General features: G+C 69.8%; 27 protein-coding genes. 20 read left to right on the top strand and 7 right to left on the bottom strand.

Translation table 11 applies throughout. The features are described 5' to 3' along the window. Window positions 1-63 precede the first annotated feature (63 nt). Genes KLK06_RS39045 through KLK06_RS39035 form a run of 3 tightly spaced genes read left to right on the top strand, consistent with a single transcriptional unit; the run spans window position 64 to window position 3,307 of the window. Window positions 64-1,431 (top strand): efflux RND transporter periplasmic adaptor subunit, encoded by a 1,368-nt coding sequence (locus tag KLK06_RS39045; protein WP_214640687.1) that lies wholly within the window; start codon window positions 64-66, stop codon window positions 1,429-1,431. Then, window positions 1,428-2,126 (top strand): ABC transporter ATP-binding protein, encoded by a 699-nt coding sequence (locus tag KLK06_RS39040; protein WP_214640686.1) that lies wholly within the window; start codon window positions 1,428-1,430, stop codon window positions 2,124-2,126. The genes KLK06_RS39045 and KLK06_RS39040 overlap by 4 nt, the downstream gene beginning before the upstream one ends. Continuing rightward, window positions 2,123-3,307 (top strand): ABC transporter permease, encoded by a 1,185-nt coding sequence (locus tag KLK06_RS39035; RefSeq protein ID WP_214640685.1) that lies wholly within the window; start codon window positions 2,123-2,125, stop codon window positions 3,305-3,307. The genes KLK06_RS39040 and KLK06_RS39035 overlap by 4 nt, the downstream gene beginning before the upstream one ends. On the opposite strand, the gene KLK06_RS39030 is transcribed toward KLK06_RS39035, so the two are convergent. From KLK06_RS39030 to KLK06_RS60465, 3 genes are read right to left on the bottom strand one after another with little or no spacing between them, the layout of a single operon-like run. Further along, window positions 3,308-4,048 (bottom strand): ABC transporter permease subunit, encoded by a 741-nt coding sequence (locus tag KLK06_RS39030; protein ID WP_214640683.1) that lies wholly within the window; start codon window positions 4,046-4,048, stop codon window positions 3,308-3,310. Next, complete coding sequence (locus KLK06_RS60470) at window positions 4,045-4,257, bottom strand: hypothetical protein (protein ID WP_250906667.1); 213 nt, start codon at window positions 4,255-4,257, stop codon at window positions 4,045-4,047. The genes KLK06_RS39030 and KLK06_RS60470 overlap by 4 nt, the downstream gene beginning before the upstream one ends. Then, window positions 4,221-4,760, bottom strand: coding sequence for a hypothetical protein (locus KLK06_RS60465; protein ID WP_250906666.1), 540 nt, complete (start codon window positions 4,758-4,760; stop codon window positions 4,221-4,223). Before KLK06_RS60465 ends, KLK06_RS60470 begins: the two co-directional genes overlap by 37 nt. Before the next feature lie 128 nt (window positions 4,761-4,888). On the opposite strand from KLK06_RS60465, the gene KLK06_RS39020 reads away from it, so the two are divergent. The 10 genes from KLK06_RS39020 to KLK06_RS38975 all read left to right on the top strand — a co-directional run bounded on the left by KLK06_RS39020 (window position 4,889) and on the right by KLK06_RS38975 (window position 13,192). Beyond that, window positions 4,889-6,052 carry an acetoin utilization protein AcuC gene (locus tag KLK06_RS39020; protein ID WP_214640681.1) on the top strand — a complete coding sequence of 388 codons (1,164 nt, stop codon included), beginning with the start codon at window positions 4,889-4,891 and terminating at the stop codon, window positions 6,050-6,052. A gap of 8 nt (window positions 6,053-6,060) precedes the next feature. Then, the gene (locus KLK06_RS39015) at window positions 6,061-6,843 is read left to right on the top strand and encodes a phosphatase (protein ID WP_214640679.1); all 783 of its coding nucleotides are present in this window, start codon (window positions 6,061-6,063) and stop codon (window positions 6,841-6,843) included. 312 nt (window positions 6,844-7,155) lie between these two features. Next, on the top strand, window positions 7,156-7,359 hold the full coding sequence (locus KLK06_RS39010; protein WP_026214222.1) for a helix-turn-helix domain-containing protein: 204 nt from the start codon (window positions 7,156-7,158) through the stop codon (window positions 7,357-7,359). Between the two features lie 175 nt (window positions 7,360-7,534). Beyond that, a complete protein-coding gene (locus KLK06_RS39005; RefSeq protein ID WP_018654693.1) occupies window positions 7,535-7,633 on the top strand; it encodes a 30S ribosomal protein bS22 in 99 nt (32 codons plus the stop codon). 22 nt (window positions 7,634-7,655) lie between these two features. Next, a complete protein-coding gene (locus KLK06_RS39000; protein WP_214640677.1) occupies window positions 7,656-8,651 on the top strand; it encodes an NAD-dependent epimerase/dehydratase family protein in 996 nt (331 codons plus the stop codon). Beyond that, window positions 8,648-9,544 carry a lysophospholipid acyltransferase family protein gene (locus tag KLK06_RS38995; protein ID WP_250906665.1) on the top strand — a complete coding sequence of 299 codons (897 nt, stop codon included), beginning with the start codon at window positions 8,648-8,650 and terminating at the stop codon, window positions 9,542-9,544. The genes KLK06_RS39000 and KLK06_RS38995 overlap by 4 nt, the downstream gene beginning before the upstream one ends. A gap of 162 nt (window positions 9,545-9,706) precedes the next feature. After that, the gene (locus tag KLK06_RS38990) at window positions 9,707-10,705 is read left to right on the top strand and encodes a ThiF family adenylyltransferase (RefSeq protein WP_214640675.1); all 999 of its coding nucleotides are present in this window, start codon (window positions 9,707-9,709) and stop codon (window positions 10,703-10,705) included. Between the two features lie 51 nt (window positions 10,706-10,756). Continuing rightward, on the top strand, window positions 10,757-11,551 hold the full coding sequence (locus tag KLK06_RS38985; RefSeq protein WP_214640673.1) for an SDR family NAD(P)-dependent oxidoreductase: 795 nt from the start codon (window positions 10,757-10,759) through the stop codon (window positions 11,549-11,551). A gap of 70 nt (window positions 11,552-11,621) precedes the next feature. Continuing rightward, window positions 11,622-12,203, top strand: coding sequence for an RNA polymerase sigma factor (locus KLK06_RS38980; protein ID WP_214640672.1), 582 nt, complete (start codon window positions 11,622-11,624; stop codon window positions 12,201-12,203). Between the two features lie 2 nt (window positions 12,204-12,205). Then, window positions 12,206-13,192 carry an LCP family protein gene (locus tag KLK06_RS38975; RefSeq protein ID WP_214640670.1) on the top strand — a complete coding sequence of 329 codons (987 nt, stop codon included), beginning with the start codon at window positions 12,206-12,208 and terminating at the stop codon, window positions 13,190-13,192. Here the strand turns inward: KLK06_RS38975 and KLK06_RS38970 are convergent, their stop codons facing one another. From KLK06_RS38970 to KLK06_RS38960, 3 genes are all read right to left on the bottom strand, one after another. Then, window positions 13,193-14,068: an HAD family phosphatase gene (locus KLK06_RS38970; protein ID WP_214640669.1), complete on the bottom strand. Its 876-nt coding sequence runs from the start codon at window positions 14,066-14,068 to the stop codon at window positions 13,193-13,195. A 14-nt stretch (window positions 14,069-14,082) separates the two neighbouring features. Continuing rightward, complete coding sequence (locus tag KLK06_RS38965) at window positions 14,083-14,730, bottom strand: DUF5667 domain-containing protein (RefSeq protein WP_214640667.1); 648 nt, start codon at window positions 14,728-14,730, stop codon at window positions 14,083-14,085. 71 nt (window positions 14,731-14,801) lie between these two features. Continuing rightward, on the bottom strand, window positions 14,802-15,440 hold the full coding sequence (locus tag KLK06_RS38960) for a sigma-70 family RNA polymerase sigma factor (RefSeq protein WP_214640665.1): 639 nt from the start codon (window positions 15,438-15,440) through the stop codon (window positions 14,802-14,804). A 178-nt stretch (window positions 15,441-15,618) separates the two neighbouring features. Here KLK06_RS38960 and KLK06_RS38955 point away from each other — a divergent pair, with 178 nt between their 5' ends. Continuing rightward, on the top strand, window positions 15,619-17,115 hold the full coding sequence (locus KLK06_RS38955; protein WP_214640664.1) for a putative quinol monooxygenase: 1,497 nt from the start codon (window positions 15,619-15,621) through the stop codon (window positions 17,113-17,115). Here KLK06_RS38955 and KLK06_RS38950 read toward each other — a convergent pair. Further along, complete coding sequence (locus tag KLK06_RS38950; RefSeq protein WP_214640663.1) at window positions 17,112-17,348, bottom strand: glutaredoxin family protein; 237 nt, start codon at window positions 17,346-17,348, stop codon at window positions 17,112-17,114. The genes KLK06_RS38955 and KLK06_RS38950 overlap by 4 nt on opposite strands. A 116-nt stretch (window positions 17,349-17,464) precedes the next feature. On the opposite strand from KLK06_RS38950, the gene KLK06_RS38945 reads away from it, so the two are divergent. The 6 genes from KLK06_RS38945 to KLK06_RS38920 all read left to right on the top strand — a co-directional run bounded on the left by KLK06_RS38945 (window position 17,465) and on the right by KLK06_RS38920 (window position 23,589). Continuing rightward, window positions 17,465-18,142, top strand: a complete 678-nt coding sequence (locus KLK06_RS38945; protein ID WP_214640662.1) for a redox-sensing transcriptional repressor Rex — start codon at window positions 17,465-17,467, stop codon at window positions 18,140-18,142. Further along, window positions 18,139-19,395: a glutamyl-tRNA reductase gene (locus tag KLK06_RS38940; protein ID WP_214640661.1), complete on the top strand. Its 1,257-nt coding sequence runs from the start codon at window positions 18,139-18,141 to the stop codon at window positions 19,393-19,395. Before KLK06_RS38945 ends, KLK06_RS38940 begins: the two co-directional genes overlap by 4 nt. Further along, window positions 19,392-20,297 (top strand): hydroxymethylbilane synthase, encoded by a 906-nt coding sequence (gene hemC / locus KLK06_RS38935; RefSeq protein WP_308168654.1) that lies wholly within the window; start codon window positions 19,392-19,394, stop codon window positions 20,295-20,297. The genes KLK06_RS38940 and hemC overlap by 4 nt, the downstream gene beginning before the upstream one ends. Beyond that, window positions 20,294-21,850 (top strand): bifunctional uroporphyrinogen-III C-methyltransferase/uroporphyrinogen-III synthase, encoded by a 1,557-nt coding sequence (locus KLK06_RS38930; RefSeq protein ID WP_250906664.1) that lies wholly within the window; start codon window positions 20,294-20,296, stop codon window positions 21,848-21,850. Before hemC ends, KLK06_RS38930 begins: the two co-directional genes overlap by 4 nt. Then, window positions 21,847-22,830 carry a porphobilinogen synthase gene (hemB, locus tag KLK06_RS38925; RefSeq protein WP_214640660.1) on the top strand — a complete coding sequence of 328 codons (984 nt, stop codon included), beginning with the start codon at window positions 21,847-21,849 and terminating at the stop codon, window positions 22,828-22,830. Before KLK06_RS38930 ends, hemB begins: the two co-directional genes overlap by 4 nt. Window positions 22,831-22,959: 129 nt before the next feature. Further along, the gene (locus tag KLK06_RS38920) at window positions 22,960-23,589 is read left to right on the top strand and encodes a bifunctional DNA primase/polymerase (protein ID WP_214640659.1); all 630 of its coding nucleotides are present in this window, start codon (window positions 22,960-22,962) and stop codon (window positions 23,587-23,589) included. Window positions 23,590-23,609 lie beyond the last annotated feature (20 nt).

The following is a 23,609-nucleotide window of genomic DNA, read 5'->3' as shown; positions in this document are numbered from 1 at the left end:
TTCGCGGGCTGAGCCCGGGAGGCCCAAAGTCACCCGGGCCGCCCTGCTCCTACGATGGGTCGGGTGACGATCCGTCGCGGCATCCCCCCGCTGCTCGTCCTGCTCGCGCTGACCGGCTGCTCGACCGAGGAACCGGCCGCCGTACAACTGGCCGACGTCAAGCGCGCCCCCGTCACCGAGGTCGTCGAGGCGCCCGCCACGATCGGCGCCCGCGCCACGGCCACCCTCCGCTCGCCCGCTCAAGGCACGATCGCCAAGCTCTACGTACGCGAGGGCGACCACGTGCGCAAGGGCCAGATCGTGGCCAAGATCCGTTCACCACAGGCCCAGGACCAGCTCAAACAGGCCCGGCAGGCGTCGAAGTCGGCCTCGCCCGCCACCCCGAATCTGGGCCGCCCGAACGTCCGGCTCGCCTCCTTCGACACCGGCGCGTTCGACCGCAACGTGGCCAGGCACTTCGCCAGGGCACGCAGGGAAGCCAAGAAGATCGACGACGCCCAGGCCCGCAGGCAGCTGCTCAGCGCCATCGGCCTGGCCGAGGCCCAGCACAAGGCGCAGACCAGGGCGCTGAAGTCGATCACCGCCCAGCTCAACCGGTCGATCAACAGCGTGCTGGCCGGCGTCACCAGCGGGTTCGGCGGGCTGACGTCGTCGATGGCGTCGTTGCAGGCGGCCTCCAAGTCCCAGGCGAAGGCCGCGGTCAAGGCGGCGGAGAGCACGGTGAAGTCGCTCACCGTCAAGGCGCCGTTCGGCGGGGTGGTCACGCTCGGCCGGCCCACCGGCGGCGGCGCGGCGAGCAGCCTGAACGGCCTGCTCAGCCAGTTGCCCACCGGCGGCCAGCAGCTTCCCGCAGACACCTCGGGCGGCTCCGCGAGCGGCGGCACACCGGTGGCCGTGGGCGTCCCCGTGTCGGCGGGCGACCCGATCGTCACCGTCACGGACGTCTCGGAGCTCACTCTCTCCGCCGACATCGACGAGACCGACGTGCTGCTGGTCAAGAAGGGCACGGAGGCGACGGTCGAGCTCGACGCGGTCCCCGGCGCGGGCTACACGGCGCGGGTGACGGGCGTCGGCGTGACGCCGATGGCGGGCACGACGGGCGGCGTCAGCTACCCGGTGCAGCTCACGCTCGGCGCGGGCAGGTTCGACGACGGCGCGAAGGCGCCCACCCCCAAACCGGGTATGAGCGCGGTGACGCGGCTGACGGTCCGCGAGTCTCCGGCCGCCATCGCGGCCCCGGCCTCGGCGATCGTCTCCAGCGGGCGCGAGAGCGTGGTCTGGGTGGTCAGGAACGGTACGGCGGAGCGCCGCGTGGTCAAGCTCGGCGCACAGGGAGAGGCGGTGGTCGAAGTGCTGAACGGACTGTCGGTGGGTGACCGGATCGTGGTCAAGGGCGCGGACTCGGTACGGCAAGGGCAGCGGCTGCCATGACCGCCGCCTTAGAGGCCCTGGATCTCACCAGGCGCTACCAGCTCGACGGCGTCGCCGTGGAGGCGTTGCGCGGTGTGTCGCTCCGCATCGGCCGCGGCGAGTTCGTGGCCATCATCGGGCCGTCCGGGTCCGGCAAGTCCACGCTGATGCACCTGCTCGGCTGCCTCGACCGGCCCACTTCCGGGCGGCTCCGGGTGAACGGGGTGGAGATGTCGCAGCTGTCCGACACCGAGCTGGCCGAGCTGCGTAACAAGACCATCGGGTTCGTGTTCCAGTCGTTCCACCTGCTGGCCAGGACCACGGCGCTGGAGAACGTGGCGCTGCCGCTGGTCTACCGGGGCCTCGGCAAGGCCGAGCGCCGGTCCAGGGCGCGGGCGGCGCTGGAGTCGGTGGGGCTCGGGCACCGGATGGAGCACCGGCCCTCGCAGATGTCCGGCGGCGAGCAGCAGCGCGTGGCGATCGCCAGGGCGCTGGTCGGCGAACCCAAGGTGCTGCTGGCCGACGAGCCGACGGGCAACCTCGACACCCGCAACGGCGCCGAGGTCATGGCCATACTCGACCGGCTCAACAGCGACAGCGGGGTGGCCGTGGTGCTGGTCACGCACGAGCCGGAGGTCGCGGAGCACGCCCGGCGGCAGATCCACGTACGCGATGGGCTCATCGAGCTCGACACCGCGGACCGTAACCCAGAGTGAGGGGGCGAGAGGCGTTCGGGATGGCGCTGGAGGCGCTGCGGGTCAACCGGCTGCGCAGCGTGCTGACCATGCTCGGCGTCATCATCGGCGTGCTCGCCGTGGTGATCCTGGTGGCGGTCGGCACCGGCGCGAAGGACGCGGTGGAGAAGGAGATCTCCGGCTTGGGCACGAACATCATCCTGGTCGTCCCGGGCCGGCTCAGCGTGGGCGCGGCGCCGACCCAGAGCAAGCTCAACCTGGCCGACGTCGCGTACGTGCGGCGCGTGGTCGGCGACCCGGCCAAGGTGACGGTGTCGCTGCAGTCGGGGGAGACCGTGCGGGTCGGCGGGACCGAGGCGTTCGTCACGATCGTCGGCACCGACCAGAACCTCACCAACATCTTCGAGCGCCCGCTCGACAAGGGCCGCCACCTGAGCGAGACCGACGTCGACACCCGGCGCAGGATCGCGGTGCTCGGCTCCGAGGTGGCCGACAAGCTGTTCGGCGACCTCGACCCGATCGGGCGGCAGCTCACCATCTCCGGGGCGCGGTTCCGGGTCGTCGGCGTCTACGCCAAGATCGGCCAGACCTTCGGGGTGTCTCGCGACCAGGAGGTGCACATCCCGGTGACGACGGCCCAGCGGCTGCTCGGCATCGCCAGGGTCAACGGCATCGCGGTGGGCGCCTCGGGGCCCGACGAGATCGAGCCGCTCCAGGAGCGGGTCGTGGCGGCGCTGACCGACAGGTATCCGGGCGAGAAGTTCTCGGCCGTCACGCAGACCCAGTTGCTCGGCACGATCGGCAGCGTGCTCGGCATGCTCACCGGCGTGCTGGCCGCGATCGCCGGCATCTCGCTGCTGGTGGGCGGCGTGGGCGTGTCGAACATCATGCTGGTCAGCGTCCGGGAGCGGACCCGCGAGATCGGGCTGCGCAAGGCGCTCGGGGCCAGGCAGCGGGACGTGCTGGCCCAGTTCCTGATCGAGGCGGTGCTGCTGACGACGATCGGCGGCGTCATCGGGATCCTGCTCGGCGTGGGCGGCGCGCTCACCATCCAGGCGCTCACGCCGGTGCCCGCCTCGGTCACCTGGTGGTCGGTCGCGCTCGCGTTCGGGGTGTCGGCGGCGGTGGGCGTGTTCTTCGGCGTCGCCCCCGCGCGGAGGGCGGGCCGGTTGGACCCGGTCATCGCCCTCCGCGCCGAGTGATCACGCGTCGCGCCGCCGCATCAGCACGCCGCCCGCGAGCACGGCGACGGCCACCCAGGCGAGGTAGACCGCGAACCCGCTCCACGGGCCCAGGGAGCCGTTGGTCTGGCCGGACACGACCAGCAAGCCGGCGTTCGTGGTGAAGTATTCGGCCACGGTCTTGCCCCACTCGCCCGGGAGCTGGTTCGCCATCATGGGCAGCACCAGGATCAGCGCGATGGCCGACACGATCGCGCCCGGCGTGTGCCTGACCAGCGTGCCCAGACCCAGCCCGAACAGCCCGCACGCGGTGAGGTAGAGACCGGACCCGAGCGAGGAGCGCACCACGTCGCCCAGCTCGATCGACGGCGGCTGGAAGATCGCCACGCCGACGCCGATCGCGCCGGCCGACGCGACCAGGCAGACGACCAGCGAGATCGCGACGAACACCACGATCTTGCCGGTCAGCAGGCGCATGCGCTGGGGCACGGCCATGAACGAGGTGCGGATGCCCCCCGTGCGGTACTCGCTGGAGATCACCAGAACGCCCAGGGTGGCCATGGACAGCGCGGCGAGCATCGAACCGCCCAGGCTCATCGTGACCGCCTGATCGCCCGGGATCGGCCCGTCGGCCGTGCTCTTGGCCGCGGCGCCGATGAGGGCGGCGAAGCCCAGCATCAGCGCGGCGGTGACGGCCAGCGTCCACACGGTGGATCGGACGGATCGGATCTTGGTCCACTCGGACCTGAGGATGTCCATCATGACGTGAACTCCAAGCTGTCCTTGGTGAGCTCCATGTAGGCCGCTTCGAGCGAGGGCTGGACGAGCGTCAGCTCCTCCAGCGGCAACCCGGCCCGCGCGGTGATCGTGCCGATCTCCAGCGGCGTCACCCCGGTCACCCGCAGGTGGTCGCCGTGCGGCTCGCCGACCCTGATCAGCTCGGCCACCTCGGCCAGCCGCGGCGAGCGCACCCGTACGTACGCCTGCGAGCTGCGCCCGATGAACTCCGACACGCTCGTGTCGGCGTCAGCGCGCCCTTGCCGATCACCACCAGGTGGTCGGCCGTCTGCGCCATCTCGCTCATCAGGTGGCTGGAGACGAACACCGTGCGCCCCTCGGCCGCCAGCTTCCGCATGAAGGTGCGGATCCACAGGATGCCGTCCGGGTCCAGCCCGTTTGACGGGCTCGTCGAAGAGCAGGATCTCCGGATCAGGACGTCGGTGGCCATGCCGAGCGCGTCGGCGACCGTATCGATCGCGGCGACGGCGATCGGCCTGCTCCGCCGTAACAGCAGCGGGAACGTGCAGAGGAGGAAGAGACCGGCGCCCTTGGCGACGTCCGGGTAGCCGTCGCGCCAGGTGGAGTACAGGCCGATGCTGGCGCCGATGGCGAGCACGGCCACCAGCGTGCTGTCGAAGACGCGTGGACGCTGGAAGAAACGCCATGCGGCCGTGATCCGACGCATGAAGCGCATGATCCAACCTTATGTTCAGGTGGGAAAAAGTGATGATATTTCGCCGGAACAGCCGACGTCACCGTATGGACGTGCTCCGCTGACGCTGCGGTAACGTCGCCTCAAGGGGCGAGGCGACGGGAGCGGGCATGAGTTCGACGGCACGGGCCATCTGGGACGATGCTCTCACCTCCTATGACTTCGGGCCGGGCCATCCGCTGGCGCCCGTCAGGGTGGAGCTGACGATGGCGCTGGCCCGCGAGCTCGGCGTGCTCGACAAGATCGAGGTGGCCGGCTGCGTGCCCGCCACCGACGACGAGCTGGCCATGGTGCACAAGCGTGACTACATCGAGGCGGTCAAGCGCGTCTCGGCCTCGGGCGGCCCCGACCTGTCCGTGGGGCTCGGCACGCCCGACAATCCCGCTTTCAAGGGCGTGCACGACGCCTCCGCGCTGATCGCGGGCGCCAGCCTGGCCGCCGCCCGCGCGGTCTGGGAGGGCACGGCCGAGCACGCGGTCAACATCGCCGGCGGCCTGCACCACGCGATGGCCGGCTGCGCCAGCGGCTTCTGCGTCTACAACGATCCGGCGCTGGCCATCGCCTGGCTGCTCGCGCAGGGGGTCGGCCGCATCGCCTACGTGGACGTCGACGTGCACCACGGCGACGGCGTGCAGGCGCTGTTCTACGACGACCCCCGGGTGCTGACGATCAGCCTGCACGAGAGCCCGCGCACGCTGTTCCCCGGCACCGGGTTCCCCGGGGAGACCGGCGCCGAGGGCTCGGCGGTCAACGTGGCGCTGCCCGCGGGCTGCGGAGACGCGGGCTGGCTGCGGGCCTTCGACTCGATCGTGCCGCCGCTGCTGCGTGAGTTCCGGCCGGACATCCTGGTGACCCAGCACGGCTGCGACAGCCACGCGCTCGACCCGCTCGCCAACCTGATGCTCAGCGTCGACGGGCAGCGCACCGCCTACGCCTACCTGCACCGGCTGGCCCACGAGACGGCCGGCGGCCGGTGGATCGCGACGGGCGGCGGCGGCTACGAACTGGTCCAGGTGGTGCCGCGGGCCTGGACGCACCTGATCGCCGAGCTGTCCGGGCATCCGCTCGATCCGGCCACCCAGACACCCCCGGCGTGGCGGGCTTTCGTCCGGGAGCGGACGGGGGAGGCGGCCCCGCTGACCATGACGGATGGTAGACGTCCGGAATTTCGTGACCTGTCGGGTGGTTATGACCCAGCAGACCCCATCGACCGTGCGGTCATGGCGACCCGACAGGCGGTCTTCCCCCTGCACGGCCTCGACCCGATGCCTTAGGGAGAGCTGTGCTCAGCCGCGACCAACTCCGTGAACACCTGATCCGGACCAGGATCGCCGGCGAGGTCGCGACTTCGCGCGAGAACAACCTCGACCACTACAGTTCGGCGGCCAACCGCGACCCGTACTACCTGCTGGGACTGACCCTCGAACAGCCGTGGTCGTTCCGGGACGTCCTCGCGCAGATGGCCAAGTCCGCGGGGGTGAAAGCCGATCCTGGACACCGCCGGGGCCAGGACACCATCGACCCCGACCTGACGATCGACGCGCTCGACGCCATGGCCGACCGGATCGCCGGCGTGCTGTCGCGGGAGAACCCGCGGCTGCTGTTCGCCACCGGGCACCCCACGGGCCTGCTCGCCGTCCACCTGCCGCTCGCCCGGTTCGCCGTCGAGCGCGGGGCGACGCTGCTGACGCCGGCCGAGGGATGGACCTACTCCGGGTCGGGCTTCGGACGCGCGCGCAAGATCCGCTATCTCCAGGACATCGCGATGCTCGATGACAAGGGCGGGTTCGTGCACACCCACGACTCGGCCCCGATGGAGCGGATGCTCACCGTGCTGGGAGACGCGTCGCCGGACCTCGTCATCGCCGACCACGGGTGGGCGGGGGCGGCCGGAGAGGCGGGTGTGCCGACGGTGGCGTTCGCCGACAGCAACGACCCCGGACTCTTCCTGGGCGAGGCGGAGGGAAAGATCGACGTTGTCGTCCCGTTGGACGACAATGTGCTACCGCGCCACTACGGACCGTTGACCGCGCACCTGGTCACACGAGCCTCACAGACCCCTTGAGTTCAATTCGGTCATCCCCATACGGTCTTTTCGCGCCTGCATTCCAAGAGGCTCGCTGTCCCTTTGCCAACTTTTGAGGCGGCCTGGGCGACTCTTATGTGTGACAAGTTGGACAGTTCCAACGTCTAGGCGAGGTGCTCAAGCCAGTGGTTAACCAGCATCTTTGCTGGTTTGGCTGACAGGTGGCTCCGTCAACTGAGAAAATAGGGGGTTTGCGCTATCGGAGTCCCGACTTACGCTGACGGCAGTACACGTGCGTGAGCAATGGCACCAGTGGGGATAACCCGTAAACACGTGCGGAAGAGGCGTCCGATGGGTGCAGGCGAAAGACCTCTCAGCGAGGTGAAGTTCCTGACCGTGGCGGAAGTGGCCACGGTCATGCGGGTGTCCAAGATGACGGTGTACCGCCTGGTGCACTCTGGCGAGCTGCCGGCCATCCGTGTCGGCCGGTCGTTCAGGGTGCCCGAGCAGGCGGTCCACGACTATCTGCGGGAGGCCTACATCGAGGCAGGCTAGAACTGAGGTAGCGGCGTATGCCACACGCCGTGAATGCCGTCGTGGGCGACGCCCGGCCGCCGCTGAGCGGCCGGGCTCACCCCCCAGGGCGCGATCCACAGGCGATCGCCGGTAGTCTGTGAGCCGGTGTGCGCTCGCGCATCGATCAGACTTGCTATCAGTACCTGGGGGTCCCGTGGGCTCTGTGATCAAGAAGCGCCGCAAGCGGATGGCCAAGAAGAAGCACCGCAAGCTGCTCAAGAAGACGCGCATCCAGCGGCGTAACAAGAAGTAACAGACGCAGCTGCGAGGCGCTGATGACCCACACCGTGCTCGTCACCGGGGTCTCGCGCCACGTGGGCGCCCGGCTGGCGAGCGTTCTCGCCGCAGACCCGGACATCAGCCGCGTCATCGGAGTAGACACCGTGCCGCCGCCCTCGCTGACGCGAGATGGCGGCATCTCCCTCGGCCGGACGGAGTTCGTCCGGGTCGATCTGCGCAGCCCCGACATCGCCCAGGTGATCGCGGCTGCCGACATCGACACCGTTGTGCACATGAGCCTGGTCAGCGCTCCGTCGAGGAGCGCGGGCAGGGCCGTGATGAAGGAGCACAACGTCATCGGCACCATGCAGTTGCTCGGTGCCTGCCAGCGGTCGACGACCGTGCGGCGTGTGGTGGTCCGTTCGACCACCGCCGTCTACGGTTCGTCGCCACGGGATCCGGCGGTGTTCACCGAGGACCTGGAGTCGCACGAGGGCCCCAGCCACGGTTACGCCAAGGACGCGGTCGAGGTCGAGGGCTATGTGCGGGGTTTCGCGCGCCGTCGGCCCGACATGGCGGTGTCGCTGCTGCGTTTCGCCAACTTCATGGGTCCGGGTGTCGACTCGCCGCTGACCCGTTACTTCACCCAGCCGGTGCTGCCGACCGTGTTCGGCTTCGACCCGAGGCTGCAGTTCGTCCATGAGGACGACGCCGTCGAGGTGCTGCGCCGGATGGCGACCGAAGATCACCCCGGCACGTTCAACGTGGCCGGGGCAGGCGTGTTGCTGCTGTCGCAGTGCGCGCGCCGGGCGGGGCGGCCGACGCTGCCGCTGTTCTCGCCCGCCTTCCGGCTGCTGGGCGATTCCGCGCGCCGGGCCGGCCTGGTCGACTACTCGCCCGAGCAGGTCCGGTTGATGAGCTACGGCCGGGTGGTCGACTGCTCCAGGCTGGAGGCCGAGCTGGGCTGGAAGCCGAAGTTCACCACCGGAGCGGCGTACGACGACTTTCTGCTCTCGCGGGGGCTGCACCCGCTCGGAGGTGTGCGGCATTGACCGTCCCAGACGACGAGGCCCGCGTGATTCCCATCAGCGCGGCACCGTCCTTCGAGGAGCCGGAGCCCCTCGCCAAGCTGCTGGCCTTCATCCGCAGGCGCATCACCGGCGACTACGAGGTCGACGAGTTCGGCTATGACGCCGAGCTGACGGACAAGGTGCTGCTGGAGCTGATCCGGCCCCTCTACCACCGCTGGTTCAGGGTGGAGACCGTCGACCTGAAGAACGTTCCCGACGAGGGTGGCGCGCTGGTCGTGGCCAACCACTCGGGCACGCTGCCGGTCGACGCGCTGATGATGCAGGTGGCCCTGCACGACGAGGCGGAGCGGCCGCTGCGGCTGCTCGGCGCCGACCTGGTCTACCAGCTCCCGATGCTCGCCCACCTGTCGCGCAAGACCGGCCACACGCTGGCCTGCCGCGAGGACGCCGACCGGCTGCTGCGCAAGGGCGAGCTGGTCGGGGTGTTCCCCGAGGGCTTCAAGGGCGTCGGCAAGCCGTTCTCCGAGCGCTACAAGCTGCAGCGCTTCGGCCGCGGCGGGTTCGTCGCGTCGGCGATCCGCGCCGGGGTGCCGATCCTGCCCACCGCCATCGTGGGCGCCGAGGAGATCTACCCCAAGATCGGCGATCTGCCCTCGCTGGCCAGGCTGCTCGGCCTCCCTTACCTGCCGATCACGCCGCTCTTCCCGCTGCTCGGCCCGCTCGGCCTGGTGCCGCTGCCGTCGAAGTGGATGATCCAGTTCGGGGAGCCCATTCGCACCGACGAGTACGACGCGTCGGACGCCGACGACCCGGTGCTGGTGTTCAACCTCACGGATCATGTCCGCGAGGTCATCCAGCAGCTGCTGAACGAGCTGAGACTGCGCCGCGGCCCGGCATTCCCGCCTTTCTTCTGAACTCAACAGATCTTGACATGATCGGTCAGCCCATCAAGGATGGGGAAACCGAGTAAGGCACGACGGCGGCGCAAGACCGCCGGCTCGGACGTGGCCGTCCCGATGGACCGCTCCGTCGCGAAATCGCTGGATACCCATGGGTTCGACACCTAGGGAGCGCGCATGAGACGGCTCGTCGACTCCGTGCTCGTCACGAACGCCGGCGACCAGGTCATCCTGTCGACCGGCTCGCGTGACGGTTTGTCGCTGCGGGGCGACCTCGACCGCGTCGAGCAGGCGGTGACGCTGCTCCGCAGCGGCGTCGACGACAGCGAGATCAACGCCGACCGGCTGCTGGCCGACCTGGTGGCGGCGCTGACGCACATGGGCTGGCTCACCTCGGAGCCGCCGCAGTCGCCGGCCGAATCCACCGGCCGGCTCGCCCGCCAGCACGGCTACCTGACGCTCTTCGCCCCCGACGCGCGCGAGCTCCAGTCGCGGATCGCCGCCTGCTCGATCATGCTCCTCGGCGTGGGCGGCATCGGCGCGGTCGCCGCCCAGCACCTCGGCGCCGCCGGGGTCGGGCGCATCGTGGCCGTCGATCCCGACGTGGTCGAGCTGCACAACCTCAACAGGCAACTGCCGTACACGACGAGAGACGTGGGCGCGCCCAAGGTCGAGGCGCTCAGCGCGCGGCTGCGCGACTTCGCGCCCGAGACCGAGGTGGTGCCCGTACGGCGGCGCGTCGCCGGTGGCGCCGACCTCGACGGCCTGCCGCACGTGGACCTCGTCCTCATCGGCGCCGACGAGCCCGCCGAACTGGCCGACATGGTCTGGCGATGGTGCCGCGAGCGGGGCGTGGCCATGAGCCGGGCGGCGGTCGGCCACGAACACGGCTACTGGGGCCCGCTGCTGTCCCCCCGCGACGGGCACTGCCACGTCTGCTTCGAACAGGCCCGTGAGGCCGGGCTGTCGCGGGAGAGGCTGCTGGAGGGCGGCCACGGCCCCACGCCGTGGTCGTTCGGCGCCACCAACACGGTCATCGCGGCCTGGGCGGTGCACGACATCGTCCAGTACGTCGCCACGTCCGAGTGCCCCACGCTCAACCGCCGCGCCCACCTCGACTTCGCCCACGGCGAGCTGCACTTCCTCGACGGTCCCCGCTGCTCCTGCAACCGGTAGCGCGCTCGCGGTGTTCTCCCGGCGTAAGAACACCGGAACCGAAGGAACACCATGGATCTGCAACTCGCCGGCCGCGTCGCCATCGTCACCGGGGCGTCCAAGGGCATCGGCCTGGCCGTGACCACCACTCTGATCGAGGAAGGCGTCCACGTCGTCGCGGCCTCCAGGACCCGCACCCCCGAACTGCCCCAGAAGGCGGTGCACGTTCCGGTCGACCTGATGGACCCGCAGGCGCCCGCCGAGGTGGTGGCCCGCGCGGTCGAGGAGTTCGGGCGGCTCGACATCCTGGTCAACAACGCCGGTGGGCCGCCGCCCGGCGTGACGCTGCCGCACGCCGGCTTCATGAACTCGGACGACGCCACCTGGCAGGCGATGTTCGAGTTCAACCTGTTCTCCGCCATCCGTATGATCCGTTCGGCCGTACCGGTCATGCTGGAGGGCGGTGGCGGCTCGATCGTCAACGTCTCCTCGGTCAGCGCCAGGCAGCCGTCGGCGATGAACATGGACTACGGCGCGGCCAAGTCGGCGCTGACCTACGTCAGCAAGGCGGTCGACGAGGAGTACGGCCCGCAGGGCATCCGGGTGAACACGGTCTCTCCCGGGCCCGTGCTCACCCCCTGGTGGACCGACGAGGGCGGCGCGGCGGACGTCTTCGCGGGCATGGTCGGCTCCGACCGGGACAGCGTGATCACCCAGGTGGCCCCTGAGATGATGAAGCTGACGACCGGCCGTCTGGTCGCCCCGCAGGAGGTCGCCGACGCGATCGCGCTGCTCGTCTCGCCGCGCTCCGGCAGCACGGCGGGCGCCGACCTGGTGATCGACGGAGGCTGCCTCAAGGAGCTGTAATTCCGCTGTGAACTTGATTGGCGGGTTGTGGTGATACATCCGTGACCGACTTCCCCGCAGAAGGGCGGAGATGATCACGCAACCCGCCACCAGGGGTGCGGATGCCGAGCTGGTGAGCGCTTCCTTAACCGATCCTGAAGCGTTCGCCGAGCTCTTCGACCGCTACTCCGCCATGCTCTACAGGTACGTCTCCAAGCGCCTCGGTCCCGAACCGGCCGAGGACATCGTCGGCGAGACGTTCCTGGTCGCCTTCTCCCGCAGGAGGAGCTACGACCCGAGCTACCCAGACGCCAGGCCGTGGCTCTTCGGCATCCTGACCAAACTCCTCTCCCGCCACCACCGCACCGAGGCGGCCCGCTATCGCGCCCTGCAGCGCGCCCCTGTCGACGCCGACGTGGAATCTCCGGCCGACCGGGTGGCCGCCGGGGTGACCGCGCAGGCGTCGCGCCCCGAACTGGCCAGCGCGCTGGCCGCCCTGCCCGCCAAGGACCGCGACGTGCTCCTGCTGATCGCGTGGGGCGATCTGACGTACGGCGAGGTCGCGCGGGCGCTCGGCATCCCGATCGGCACTGTGCGCTCCCGCCTCAACAGGGGCAGGCGGAAGGTACGCGCGTCGCTCGGCGACACCAACCCGATGCTGGAGGAGGAGTGACGATGGACGACCTGAAGATGCTCCAGGACCTCGGCCGGGAGCTCGAACACCAGCCTCCGGCGACACTGATGCGCCAACGGCAGCGCCTGCTCCAGGCCAGACCGAGGCGCAGGCGCGTGACGTGGCTGATGACGGGGCTCGTCGCGGTGGCCACGATGGCCGCGGTCGCCGTGCCCACGCTGCTGCTGAGCGGCCGCCAGACCGTCTCTCCGCCGACGGGCGCCCGCCCGGCCAACGTGAGCGGAGTGGTGAACGTGCTCCTGGTCGGCAGCGACAGCCGGGCGGGCACGGGGCGGCTCGGCAACGGAGCCCGCTCCGACACCCTCATGCTGCTGCACCTGCCGGCCGACAGGAAGAACGTCACGGTGGTCGCCTTCCCCAGAGACTCGATGGTGCGGATCCCCGCGTGCGGCTCGCAGCCGGCCAGGAAGGATATGATCAACTCGGCGTTCAGCATGGGCGGTCTCGCCTGTTCGGTGAAGACGGTCGAGTCCCTGACGAAGGTGCGCGTCGACCACATGATGGAGCTCGGGTTCTCGGGGGTCGAGGACGTCGTGGACGCTCTCGGCGGCGTCGAGGTCACGCTGCCGGAGGCGGTGGACGACAAGAGCGCGAAGCTGAAGCTCTCCGCGGGCAAGCAGGTGCTCAACGGCAAGCAGGCGCTGGCTTACCTACGGCTGCGTCACTACGGCGACGGGTCCGACATCCAGCGCATCAAACGCCAGCAGGTGCTCATGACGTCGATGCTGAAGAAGGCCCAGCAGCGGCTGAAGGATCCGGCGGCCCTGCGGGTCTTCCTCACCACGGCCAGCAAGTCGATCAAGACAGACGCGGAGTTCGACCTCGACACCATGCTCGGCATCGCCGGCACGCTGGACAAGAGCAAGGTGCGCTTCGTCATGGTGCCCTGGAAGCCCGATCCGAACGACCAGAACCGGCTCGTGTGGAAGCAGCCGGATGCGGATCAGCTCTTCGCCGCCCTGCGCTAGCTACTGCGTCGAGCGGTAGTGCCTGCGCAGGGCGATGCCGGCGGCGATGCCGCCGGCCACCGCTCCGACGCCCGCGGCGATCGGCAGGGCGGTCAGCGTCGCCTTCCTGCCGGTGCGGAAGTCCTTGATCGGCCAGTTGTGCTTCCTGGCGTACTCGCGCAGCTCGCTGTCGGGGTTGATGGCCACCGGCTGCCCGACCAGCGACAGCATGGGCAGGTCGTTGGCCGAGTCGCTGTAGGCGGTGCACCGGGTGAGGTCGAGGCCCTCCCTGCGGGCCAGTGCCCGCATCGCCTCGGCCTTGGCCGGGCCGTGCAGCAGGTCGCCGACCAGCCGCCCGGTGTAGATGCCGTTGGTGGTCTCGGCCACGGTGCCGAGCGCGCCGGTCAGGCCGAGGCGCTGGGCGATGACCCTGGCGAGCTCGACGGGGGTGGCCGTGACCAGCCAGACCCGCTGGCCGCGGTCGAGGTGGCTCTGCGCGAGCGCCCTGGTGCCGCCCCAGATGCGGTCGGACATGACCTCGTCGTAGATCTCCTCGCCCAGCCGGATCACGTCGTCGACCTTCGCGCCCGCCACGAACGCCAGCGCGGTCTCGCGGGCCACCGCGATGTGCTCGGGGTTCTCGTTGCCGCGCAGCCGGAACACCGCCTGGCCCACGGCGAACTTGAACAGGTCGGAGGTGGTGAACAGGCCACGGGTCGCCAGGCCCCTGGCGAAGTGGTAGATGGAGGCGCCGCGCATCATCGTGTTGTCGACATCGAAGAAGGCGGCCGACTGCTGGTCGGGCTCCGTAGGGGTCACCGCCACCGCGGCCGCCGCTGCGGCCTCGCCGGCGATCTCCGCCTCCACCTGGTGCCGTCGTCGCATTAGCCGCCACATGGGCCTCAGCTTACCTATCTCGGTGCCACGAGCCCGTCGATGTAGTCGAGGTATCCGGTGGCCTTGTCCTGCTGGTCGCCGTCCATTCGTTCGAGCATCGGCTCGACCATGTTCTTCTGGTCGCGCGCGAACCGGTTGATCTTCGGCGAGCGCGGTTCGGCCCGCTCCAGCCTGCTGATGCCCGAACGGGTCGACTCCTCCATCTCGGTGAGCGTCTTGGTGACCAGCGGCCCGTCCCCGGACGAGCCGAGCAGCCGGTCGACCTCGGACGCCCGGGTCTTGGCCGAGATCAGCTCGCGCTCGGCCCGCTGCACGTCGTCGGTGCTGAGCCGGACCAGGGTGCTCTCCGCGGCGCGCTTGAGGGGGTAGAGCGTGTCGCCGGGGAGTGCCTGGTAGGTGGCGAACGCCGACAGCATCATGGCCGCCGTCAGGCCGAACGTGGCGACCTGGGAGAGCCAGGAGAGCCGCCGCGCCGGGCGGCGACGGGAGCGGCGGGCCGGCCGCCGTACGGGATCGGCGGAGAGGAGGGCGGGGTGTGCGGACAGGAGCTCGGCGCGGAGACGTTCGCGGAAGGCGGCGGCCGGACCCCCGCCGAGCGGGAGCCGGCGCAGCTCCGTGAGGTGACCGAGCACGCGCTCGCGCGATCTGCGCCCCCTACCCATGACAGCTCCCTGACGCCCCCGAGAAATGACCCGGTCGTGACACCTGCCTAACGACGCGTAGCTGGTGGAGGTTACGCCAGGTCGTGTTTGAGTGCCCTGGCCAATGCGCGGATCGCGCGGAATTGCAGCGCTTTGATCGCTCCACTCTTCTTCCCCATGATCAACGCGGTCTCGGCGAGCGACAGGCCGTGCAGGAACCGGAGAACCACGCATTCCTGCTGCTCGGGATTCAGATCCTGGACGGCGCGCAGCATCCGGTCGTTGATGATGGCCGTGACGACGGCGTTCTCCGGAATGTGCGGCCCGTCGAGCGGGACGTCGATCACCTCCCCGGTCGGAATCTCCAGGCGATAGCGGCCGGACTTGAAGTGATCGGCGACCAGGTTCCTGGCGATGGTCACCAGCCAGGCGCCGAAGTCACGGCCCTGCCAAGTGAAGTCGGTGATCCGGCGAAGCGCGCGTAAGAAGGTCTCGCTGGTGAGATCCTCGGCCAGCGGGTGGGAGCCGACGCGGAAGTAGATGTAGCGATAGACGAGATCCACATAGCGGTCATAGAGCGTGCCAAAGGCATCCGTGTCTCCGGTCTTGGCGTGTAACACGAGCATACGGAGGTCATCGGGAATCTCTTCGCGCACGGCAAGCTCGCTCGTCCGGGCGGGGCCAGCGACCGCTGGTGTGAGTAGCCCGGCGAACGGCCACGAGTCAGGCATCCGGTATCCCTAGGGGTAAGGGGTGCGGCGTGCTCGAACACTCTAGAAATCAACCGGAAATTCCACAATCCGCTTCCCGAAGGCATGACTAGCCGTAATCGGCCGATACCGTGTGGACCGACCCGTTCCCTCTTCGGCTACCGGCTGGGAGGCATAGTCCGGCAGCATTGGAGTCACCATGGAGATCCTCGTTGCTGTCCTAGCCTTTGTCGGTGCCCTCCTCGCCGCGATCGCCACAGGCGCCCTGGTCCGCCGGTTGCGCGAGGAGGTGGAGGGGTGGTTGATCGCCTGGACCGTTTCAGCCGTCGCGCTCTGCCTGACGCTCGGTGTGATCGGTGTCGGCTACCTGATGGGGTTCGGGGACGTCACCTTCAAGCTCTACCAATTGACCGGATCCCTCCTCGCGCCTTTCTGGCTGGGCATCGGGCTGGTCCAACTCCTGTCGGAGAAGGTGCCGCCGAAATTCGCCGCCTGGCTGTTCGGGATCGCGTTCACCATCGTCTCCACGGTGGTGCTCATCTTCGACCCGGTGAGCAAGGCCGACGAGATGGGCAAGGTGCTCCCGGTGGCCGAGGGGCACTGGGACGTCATCCCTCGCTACCTGCTGGTCGGCGCGCACTCCATCGCCGGGCTGATCATGCTGGCGGCCGTGGTGATCGCGGGGCTGCGCTGGCGCAACGGTGACGAACTCGACACCGACAACCTGCACGCCGTCATGGTCATCGCGCCCTCGGGCATCGCGATCATCGGCGCGATGCGGTTCGCGGTGCCGGGCATCTTCGCCACCGCGCTGTTCGTGGTGGCCGCCGCGGGCATCTGGTACGCGGTGCTCCGCCCGCTCGCGCCGTACGAGGACGACGACGAGGACGACGCGCCCGAGAGCCACCGCGGCGAGCGGTCCGCCGAGCAGCCCACCGAACGGTCCGCCCATGGCCGCCGGGCCATGCGGGAGCAGGACCCCTTCCCTCAGCCCGTCGCCGAGCTGCCGATGCAGCCGCCGCCCCAGCAGCAGCAGCCGCTGCCCCCCGGCCAGCCCCGCAGGTCGGGTCTGGGCGATCTGGTGGCCGAATACCGGGCGGGCGACCAGCCGGTCGACTACGCCGCCCGGATGGCGCCGCCCGACCAGGGCCCCTCGACCGGCTACATCATGAACGGCAGGCACGGCGCCGGACCGCAGACCGGCCCGCAGGACTTCGGGATGCCGGCCACCGGCGCGGTCTACCCGGGCGCCGAGATGTTCGCCCCCGGCTCCCGCGCCCCCCAGCAGCCTCCACAGGCCCAGCAGCCCCCTCAGGCGCCGCAGCCGCAGCTTCAGCCCCAGCAGCAGCCAGCCTCCAGCAGACCCTCACCCAGCATCTACGGCATGCTGACGGTCTTCACGCTCATGGACGGCTCGGGCGAGGCGTTCGACCGGCTGGCCGAGCTCACCGTCGAGGCCGTACGCCGGGGCGAGCCGGACACGCTCATCTACGCCTGCCACGCGGTCAAGTCGGCCCCGCTCCAGCGCATCGTCTACGAGCTCTATCGCGACGAGGTGGCCTACCGCGACCACCAGCGCCAGCCGCACGTCGAGCGGTTCGTCAACGAGCGGCAGGCCATGGTGCTGGCCACCAACATCATCGAGCTGAACGTCAACGCCGCCAAGGTCGTGCCGCTCCCGACCGCGATGTACTAGCCGCTCAGCGCGGCGCGCAGCCGGTCTTCGGAGACCCGCCAGAAGTCGTGCTGGACCCCGTCGACCAGTGTGACCGGGATCATCTCCCAGTATTTCTCCCGCAACTCCTCGGAGGAGTCGATGTCGACCTCCTCCCACGGCACACTCAGGTCTCCCGCCACGCGGGAGATGACCTCACGCGCGTCGTCGCAGAGGTGGCAACCCGGCCTGCCGAGCAGCGTGATGCGGTGCATGCACCCAACCGTATCGCTCCGACTTTGTGCATCGCTTCACAAAGGGATTAACCTGAAAGGCGGTTCGATCCCATTCACGCGGCCGGGAGGCCGCTCGTCCCCTGGAGCTCCGGCACGTGAAGAGCCCGTCCCAATCCCGTGACCGCGGGATCCCCGAGGCAACGGTCGCCCGGCTCCCGTTGTACCTGCGGGCGTTGAACGGGATGGCCGAACGCGGTGTCGCGACCGTCAGCTCCGAGGATCTGGCCATGGCCGCCGGAGTCAACTCCGCCAAGCTCCGTAAAGACCTGTCCCACCTCGGGTCGTACGGCACGCGCGGCGTCGGCTACGACGTCGAGTACCTCGTCTACCAGATCTCCCGCGAGCTGGGCCTGACCCAGGACTGGGCGGTCGCCATCGTCGGAGTCGGCAACCTGGGCCGGGCGCTGGCCAACTACGGCGGTTTCGTGTCCCGGGGCTTCCGCGTCGCCGGGCTGCTCGACGCCGACCCCGAAGTCGTGGGCGACGACATAGCGGGGTTGAATGTTGAGCACATAGACGTCCTTGAATCCGTCATCGAACGGCGTGGAGTCTCGATCGTGGTTCTGGCGACACCCGCGATGGCGGCGCAGGAAGTCTGCGATCGTGTGGTGGCGGCCGGAGTGACCAGCATCCTGAACTTCGCACCCGTAGTGCTTTCTGTACCAGATGGCGTGGATGTCCGTAAAGTTGACCTATCAATAGAACTGCAGATCCTTGCGTTCCATGAGCAGCGCAAAGCAGGGGGGCCACTTATGGCCGTGGACAGTCAATGAGTGTTCTGACCGTCGGAATCAGCCACCGGACAGCTCCGGTGTCCATGCTCGAGCGCGTATCCGTATCCGGCGAGGCGCTCGTCAAGCTTCTGCACGACGTTCAGCAGGACGTGTGCGTCTCTGAGGCGATGGTGGTCTCGACCTGCAACAGGGTCGAGATCTACGCGGCCGTCGACCGCTTCCACGGCGCCCTCACCGGGATCAGCCGGCTGCTGAGCGTCCACTCGGGCGTTCCCGTGGAGGAGCTGACACCGCACCTGTACGTCCACTACGAAGACCAGGCCATCGAGCACCTGTTCTCGATGGCCTGCGGCCTCGACTCCATGGTCGTCGGCGAGGGCCAGATCCTCGGCCAGGTCCGCAGGGCGCTCACGCTGGCGCAGAAGCAGGGCACGGTCGGCGCCACCCTCAACGAGCTGGTGCAGCAGGCGCTGCGGGTCGGCAAGCGCGCCCACGCCGACACGGACATCGACCAGGCGGGCGCCTCGCTCGTCACGGCCGGCCTGGCGCTGGCGGGCGACCTCGCCGGGCGCCGGGCGCTGGTGGTCGGCGCGGGCTCGATGAGCTCGCTGGCCGCCACCACGCTGGCCCGCGCGGGCGTGACCGACATCGTGGTGGCCAACCGCACCTTCGAGCGCGGTGTACGGCTGGCGGCCTCGGTCGGCGGCCGGGCGGTGGAGTTCTCCGCGGTTCCCCGAGAGCTGGCGGCGGCCGACATCGTCATCACCTGCACGGGCGGCGGGCGGCACGTCATCACCCCCGACATAGTCCCCACGGGCACGTTCTTGCTGGACCTGGCGCTGCCGCACGACATCGACCCCGCCGTGCGCGAGGTGCCCGGAGTCACGCTGGTCGACTTGGAGACCATCCAGGAATCGGGCATAGGCTGGCGGGAGGGCGACACGGTCGACTCGGTGCGCAGGCTCGTCACCGAGGAGCTGGCCGCGTTCCTCACCGCTGAGCGGGCCGCCAAGGTCACCCCGACCGTGGTGGCGCTGCGCAGCAAGGCGGCGACCGTGGTCGAGGCCGAGCTGGGCAGGCTCCTGATGCGCATGCCCCACCTCGACCGCAAGGCCAGGGACGAGGTGGCGCAGACCGTGCAGCGGGTGGTCGACAAGCTGCTTCATGAGCCCACTGTGCGTGTCAAACAGCTCGCCACCAGCCCGGGAGGCGATCATTATGCCGAAGCGCTGCGTGAGCTGTTCGACCTCGATCCGAAGATGCCCGATGCCGTCAGGGAGGTGGAGTTGTGACACTGCGCTTGGGCACCCGGCGCAGCCTGATGGCGACCACGCAGTCGCAGATGGTCGCCGACTCCTACACCGAACGCACCGGGCGCGCGGTCGAGCTGGTCGGCGTCACCACGTTCGGTGACGTGACCAAGGCTCAGCTCGCGCAGCTCGGCGGCACGGGTGTGTTCGTCAGTGCCCTGCGGGACAAGCTGATCGAGGGTGAGATCGACTTCGCCGTCCACTCGCTGAAGGACCTGCCGACCAAGCAGGACCCGCAGGTGACGCTGGCCGCCATCCCGGCCCGGCACGACCACCGCGACGCGCTGGTCGGCCATGCCAAGTTTGCCGACCTGCCCGCCGGGGCCAGGGTCGGCACCGGGTCGCCGCGCCGGATCGCCATGCTCAGGGCGCTGCGGCCCGATCTCGAGTACGTCCCGATCCGCGGCAACGCCGACACCCGGATCGGCAAGGTCACCGCCGGCGAGCTCGACGCGGTCGTGCTCGCCTCGGCGGGCCTGACCAGGATCGGCAGGGACGCGGAGATCGCGCAGATCTTCGAGGTCGAGGAGCTGCTGCCCGCGCCGGGCCAGGGCGCCCTGGCCGTGGAGTGCCTCTCCGACCGCGCCGACCTGATCTCCTTCCTCGGTGTGCTCGACGACCCGCGGACGCGCTCCGCGGTGACGGCCGAGCGCACCGTCCTGTCCGCTCTCGAGGCCGGCTGCTCGGCCCCCGTGGGTGCTTTCGCCGTCGATGACGGGCAGACCCTGAACCTCACCGCCGTGGTCGTCTCTCTGGACGGCCAGCAGGCGGTGCGCAAGTCCGCCGCCGGCTCTCCTTCCGAGTCTGTGAATCTCGGCCAGCTCCTCGCTGCCGAGATGATCTCCGAAGGGGCCGACAGATTGATGGGGGAGCAATCCCGTTGAGCTCCGATAGTCCAACCTCCGGTTTCCTCGCGTTCGTGGGCGCGGGCCCCGGCGATCCGAACCTCCTCACGCTCCGCGGCGCCGAACTGCTCGCCAAGGCCGACGCGGTCGCGCTCGACGAGGAGCTGTTCGGCTCGTTCCTGCGCCATTGCCGCGAAGGCGTGGAGGTCGCGACCGGCGACCTCGTCAAGCGCGCCAAGGCCGGGCAGTTCGTCGTACGCCTGTGCGAGGGCGACCCGATGCTGTTCTCCTCGATCGCTCGCTCGATCACCGAGGAGGTCGCGGCCGCCGCCGCGGCGGAGGTGGACTTCGAGATCGTGCCCGGCGTGCCACCCGCGACCGCCGTACTCACTTACGCGGGCATCCCCGCGGCGGCGGATACGCCGGAGTTCCGGATCGTCGACGCCGCGCACGAGCAGGACTGGGCCGCCCACGCCGCCTGCAAGGGCACGCTGGTCATCTACAACGGCATCGCCGGGGCCGTCTCGATCGGCAAGGCGCTGGTGGCGGGTGGCAAGCCCGACAGCACGCCCGTCGCGGTCAGCAGCAGCGGCACCACGACCGAGCAGTACACCGTCGTCTCGACGCTGGCCAGGCTGCAGGCCGACCTCAAGCACGCGGGCTTCACCGAGCCCGCGCTGATCGTCGTCGGCGACGCGGTCGGGCAGCGCGACAAGCTGTCGTGGTTCGAGACCAAGCCGCTGTTCGGCTGGCGGGTGCTGGTGCCGCGCACCAAGGAGCAGTCCAAGAGCCTGTCCGAGCAGCTCGCCTCCTACGGCGCCGTGCCGGAGGAGGTGCCGACCATCTCGGTCGAGCCGCCGCGCACGCCGCAGCAGATGGACCGCGCGATCAAGGGCCTGGTCACCGGACGCTACGAGTGGGTGGCGTTCACCAGCTCCAACGCGGTCAAGGCGGTGCGTGAGAAGTTCGAGGAGTACGGCCTCGACGCCCGCGCCTTCGCCGGGCTGAAGGTGGCCGCCGTGGGCGACGCCACCGCGCGGGCCCTGGTCGAGTTCGGCGTCAAGCCCGACCTGCTGCCCTCGGGCGAGCAGTCGTCGGAGGGCCTGGTGGCCGAGTGGCCGCCGTACGACTCGATGCTCGACCCGATCAACCGGGTGCTCCTGCCGCGGGCCGACATTTCCACAGACACCCTCGTCGCCGGGCTCACGGAGCTAGGCTGGGAGTGCGACGACGTCACGGCCTACCGCACCGTACGAGCCGCACCGCCCCCCGCCGCGACCCGCGAGGCGATCAAGGGCGGCGGGTTCGACGCGGTGCTCTTCACCTCCTCCTCGACCGTGCGCAACCTTGTCGGCATCGCCGGCAAGCCGCACAACGTCACCGTGATCGCGGTCATCGGGCCGCAGACCGCGAAGACCGCCGAGGAGTTCGGGCTGCGGGTCGACGTCATGGCCGACAGGCCGTCGGCGTCCGCCCTGGCCGCCGCGGTGGCCGCGTACGGCGCCAAGCAGCGCCAGGCGGCCCTCGCCGCGGGCGACAGCCCGCGCCGGCCGTCGCAGAACCGCAGAGGCGCCAGAAGGAGGGCAAAGTGAGTGCCGAGTACCCTGCCGCCCGCCCGCGCAGGCTCCGCCGCAGTCCCGCGTTCCGGCGCATGGTGGCGGGCACCAGGCTGCATCCCGCGGACCTGATCCTGCCGATGTTCGTCAAGGAGGGCATCGACCAGCCGCAGCCGGTCGCCTCGATGCCCGGTGTGTTCCAGCACACCCGCGACTCACTGCGCAAGGCCGCCCACGAGGCGGCTGACGCCGGGGTGTCGGGGCTGATCCTGTTCGGCATCCCCGCCGTGAAGGACGCGCGCGGCTCGGCGGCCGACGACCCTGAGGGCATCTTGCAGGTCGCGCTGCGCGAGGTGTCCGAGGAGGTGGGTGACGCGGTGGTGGTCATGGCCGACACCTGCCTCGACGAGTTCACCGACCACGGTCACTGTGGCGTGCTGACCGCGGCCGGCGACGTCGACAACGACGCGACGCTGGAGCGCTACGCGTCGATCGCGGTCGCCCAGGCCAGGGCGGGATCCCAGATGATCGCGCCGAGCGGCATGATGGACGGCCAGGTCGGGGCCATCAGGGCGGCGCTCGACGCCGACGGCTTCCATGACGTGCCGATCCTCGCCTACACCGCCAAGTACGCCTCCGCCTTCTTCGGCCCGTTCCGTGACGCCGCCGAGTGCGCGCCGCAGTTCGGCGACCGCAGCACCCATCAGCAGGACCCGGCCGGGCCGCTGGAGGAGGCGCTGCGCGAGGTGCGACTCGACCTCGCCGAGGGCGCCGACATCGTGATGGTCAAGCCGGCGCTGGCCTACCTGGACGTCATCAAGCAGTTCCGCGACGAGGTCGACGTGCCGGTGGCGGCCTACCAGGTGAGCGGCGAGTACGCGATGATCGAGGCCGCGGCGGCCAACGGCTGGATCGACCGCGACCGGATGATCATGGAGTCGCTGGTCTCGATCAAGCGCGCGGGCGCCGACCTGATCCTCACCTACTGGGCCACTGAGGTGGCGCGACGTCTGTGAACCAGAGGGTTTCCCGTCGTGCCTGGGACCTGTGCGTTAGACTGAGATAACAAGTGCTGGTGTGTCCCGCGTGTGCTAGCAGCCAGGAGCCGGGACCTCTTCAGGCACTTGGACTCGACGGGAGACACCATGGTGGGGGTACCACTCGCTCGGCGTACCAGAAAACGGTCGCGCCCGACACGGATCGACTCCGTGCTGGGCTATGCCGCTCTCGGATGGCCGAGCGTGCCGGGTGCCCACCCGCTGCGCCAAGGCGCCCGCTCCTGCTCCTGTGACCGCCTCGGGTGTCCCGACCCGGGCGCGCACCCCTTGTCGCCCGCCTGGAACGTGCAGGCCACGACGGACGCCACCCAGCTCACGCGCTGGTGGCAGGCCGATCCCGAGGCCAACGTGATTCTGCCGACCGGGCGCGTGTTCGATGTCTTCGACGTACCGCTCGACACCGGCCTGTCGGCCCTCACCCGGATCGACGGCGCCGCAGCGCATTCAGGCCCGGTCGCCGCCAACGGCGACCGGGTTCTGTTTTATGTGGCCACTCGCGGCAATCCCGACGACGAGGACGAGTGGTGGTCCTGCCAGCTCGACTGTGACCCCGGCACCATCGAGGACAATCCGGGCCTGCGCTGGCACTGCCGCGACAGCTATGTCCTGGCGCCGCCCTCCACGCTCCCCACCGGTCAGCCCGTCTCCTGGCTGCGCCCGCCCGACGGCCGCCCGCTGCCCGACCCGCTGCGCATCCTCGACTGGCTCGCCGACTAGGCCGTCGTGGTCCAGGACTA

The organism is Nonomuraea sp. NEAU-A123, assembly GCF_018603905.1.
Classification (GTDB): Bacteria; Actinomycetota; Actinomycetes; order Streptosporangiales; family Streptosporangiaceae; genus Nonomuraea.
This window is presented reverse-complemented; position numbering and strand designations above follow the sequence as displayed.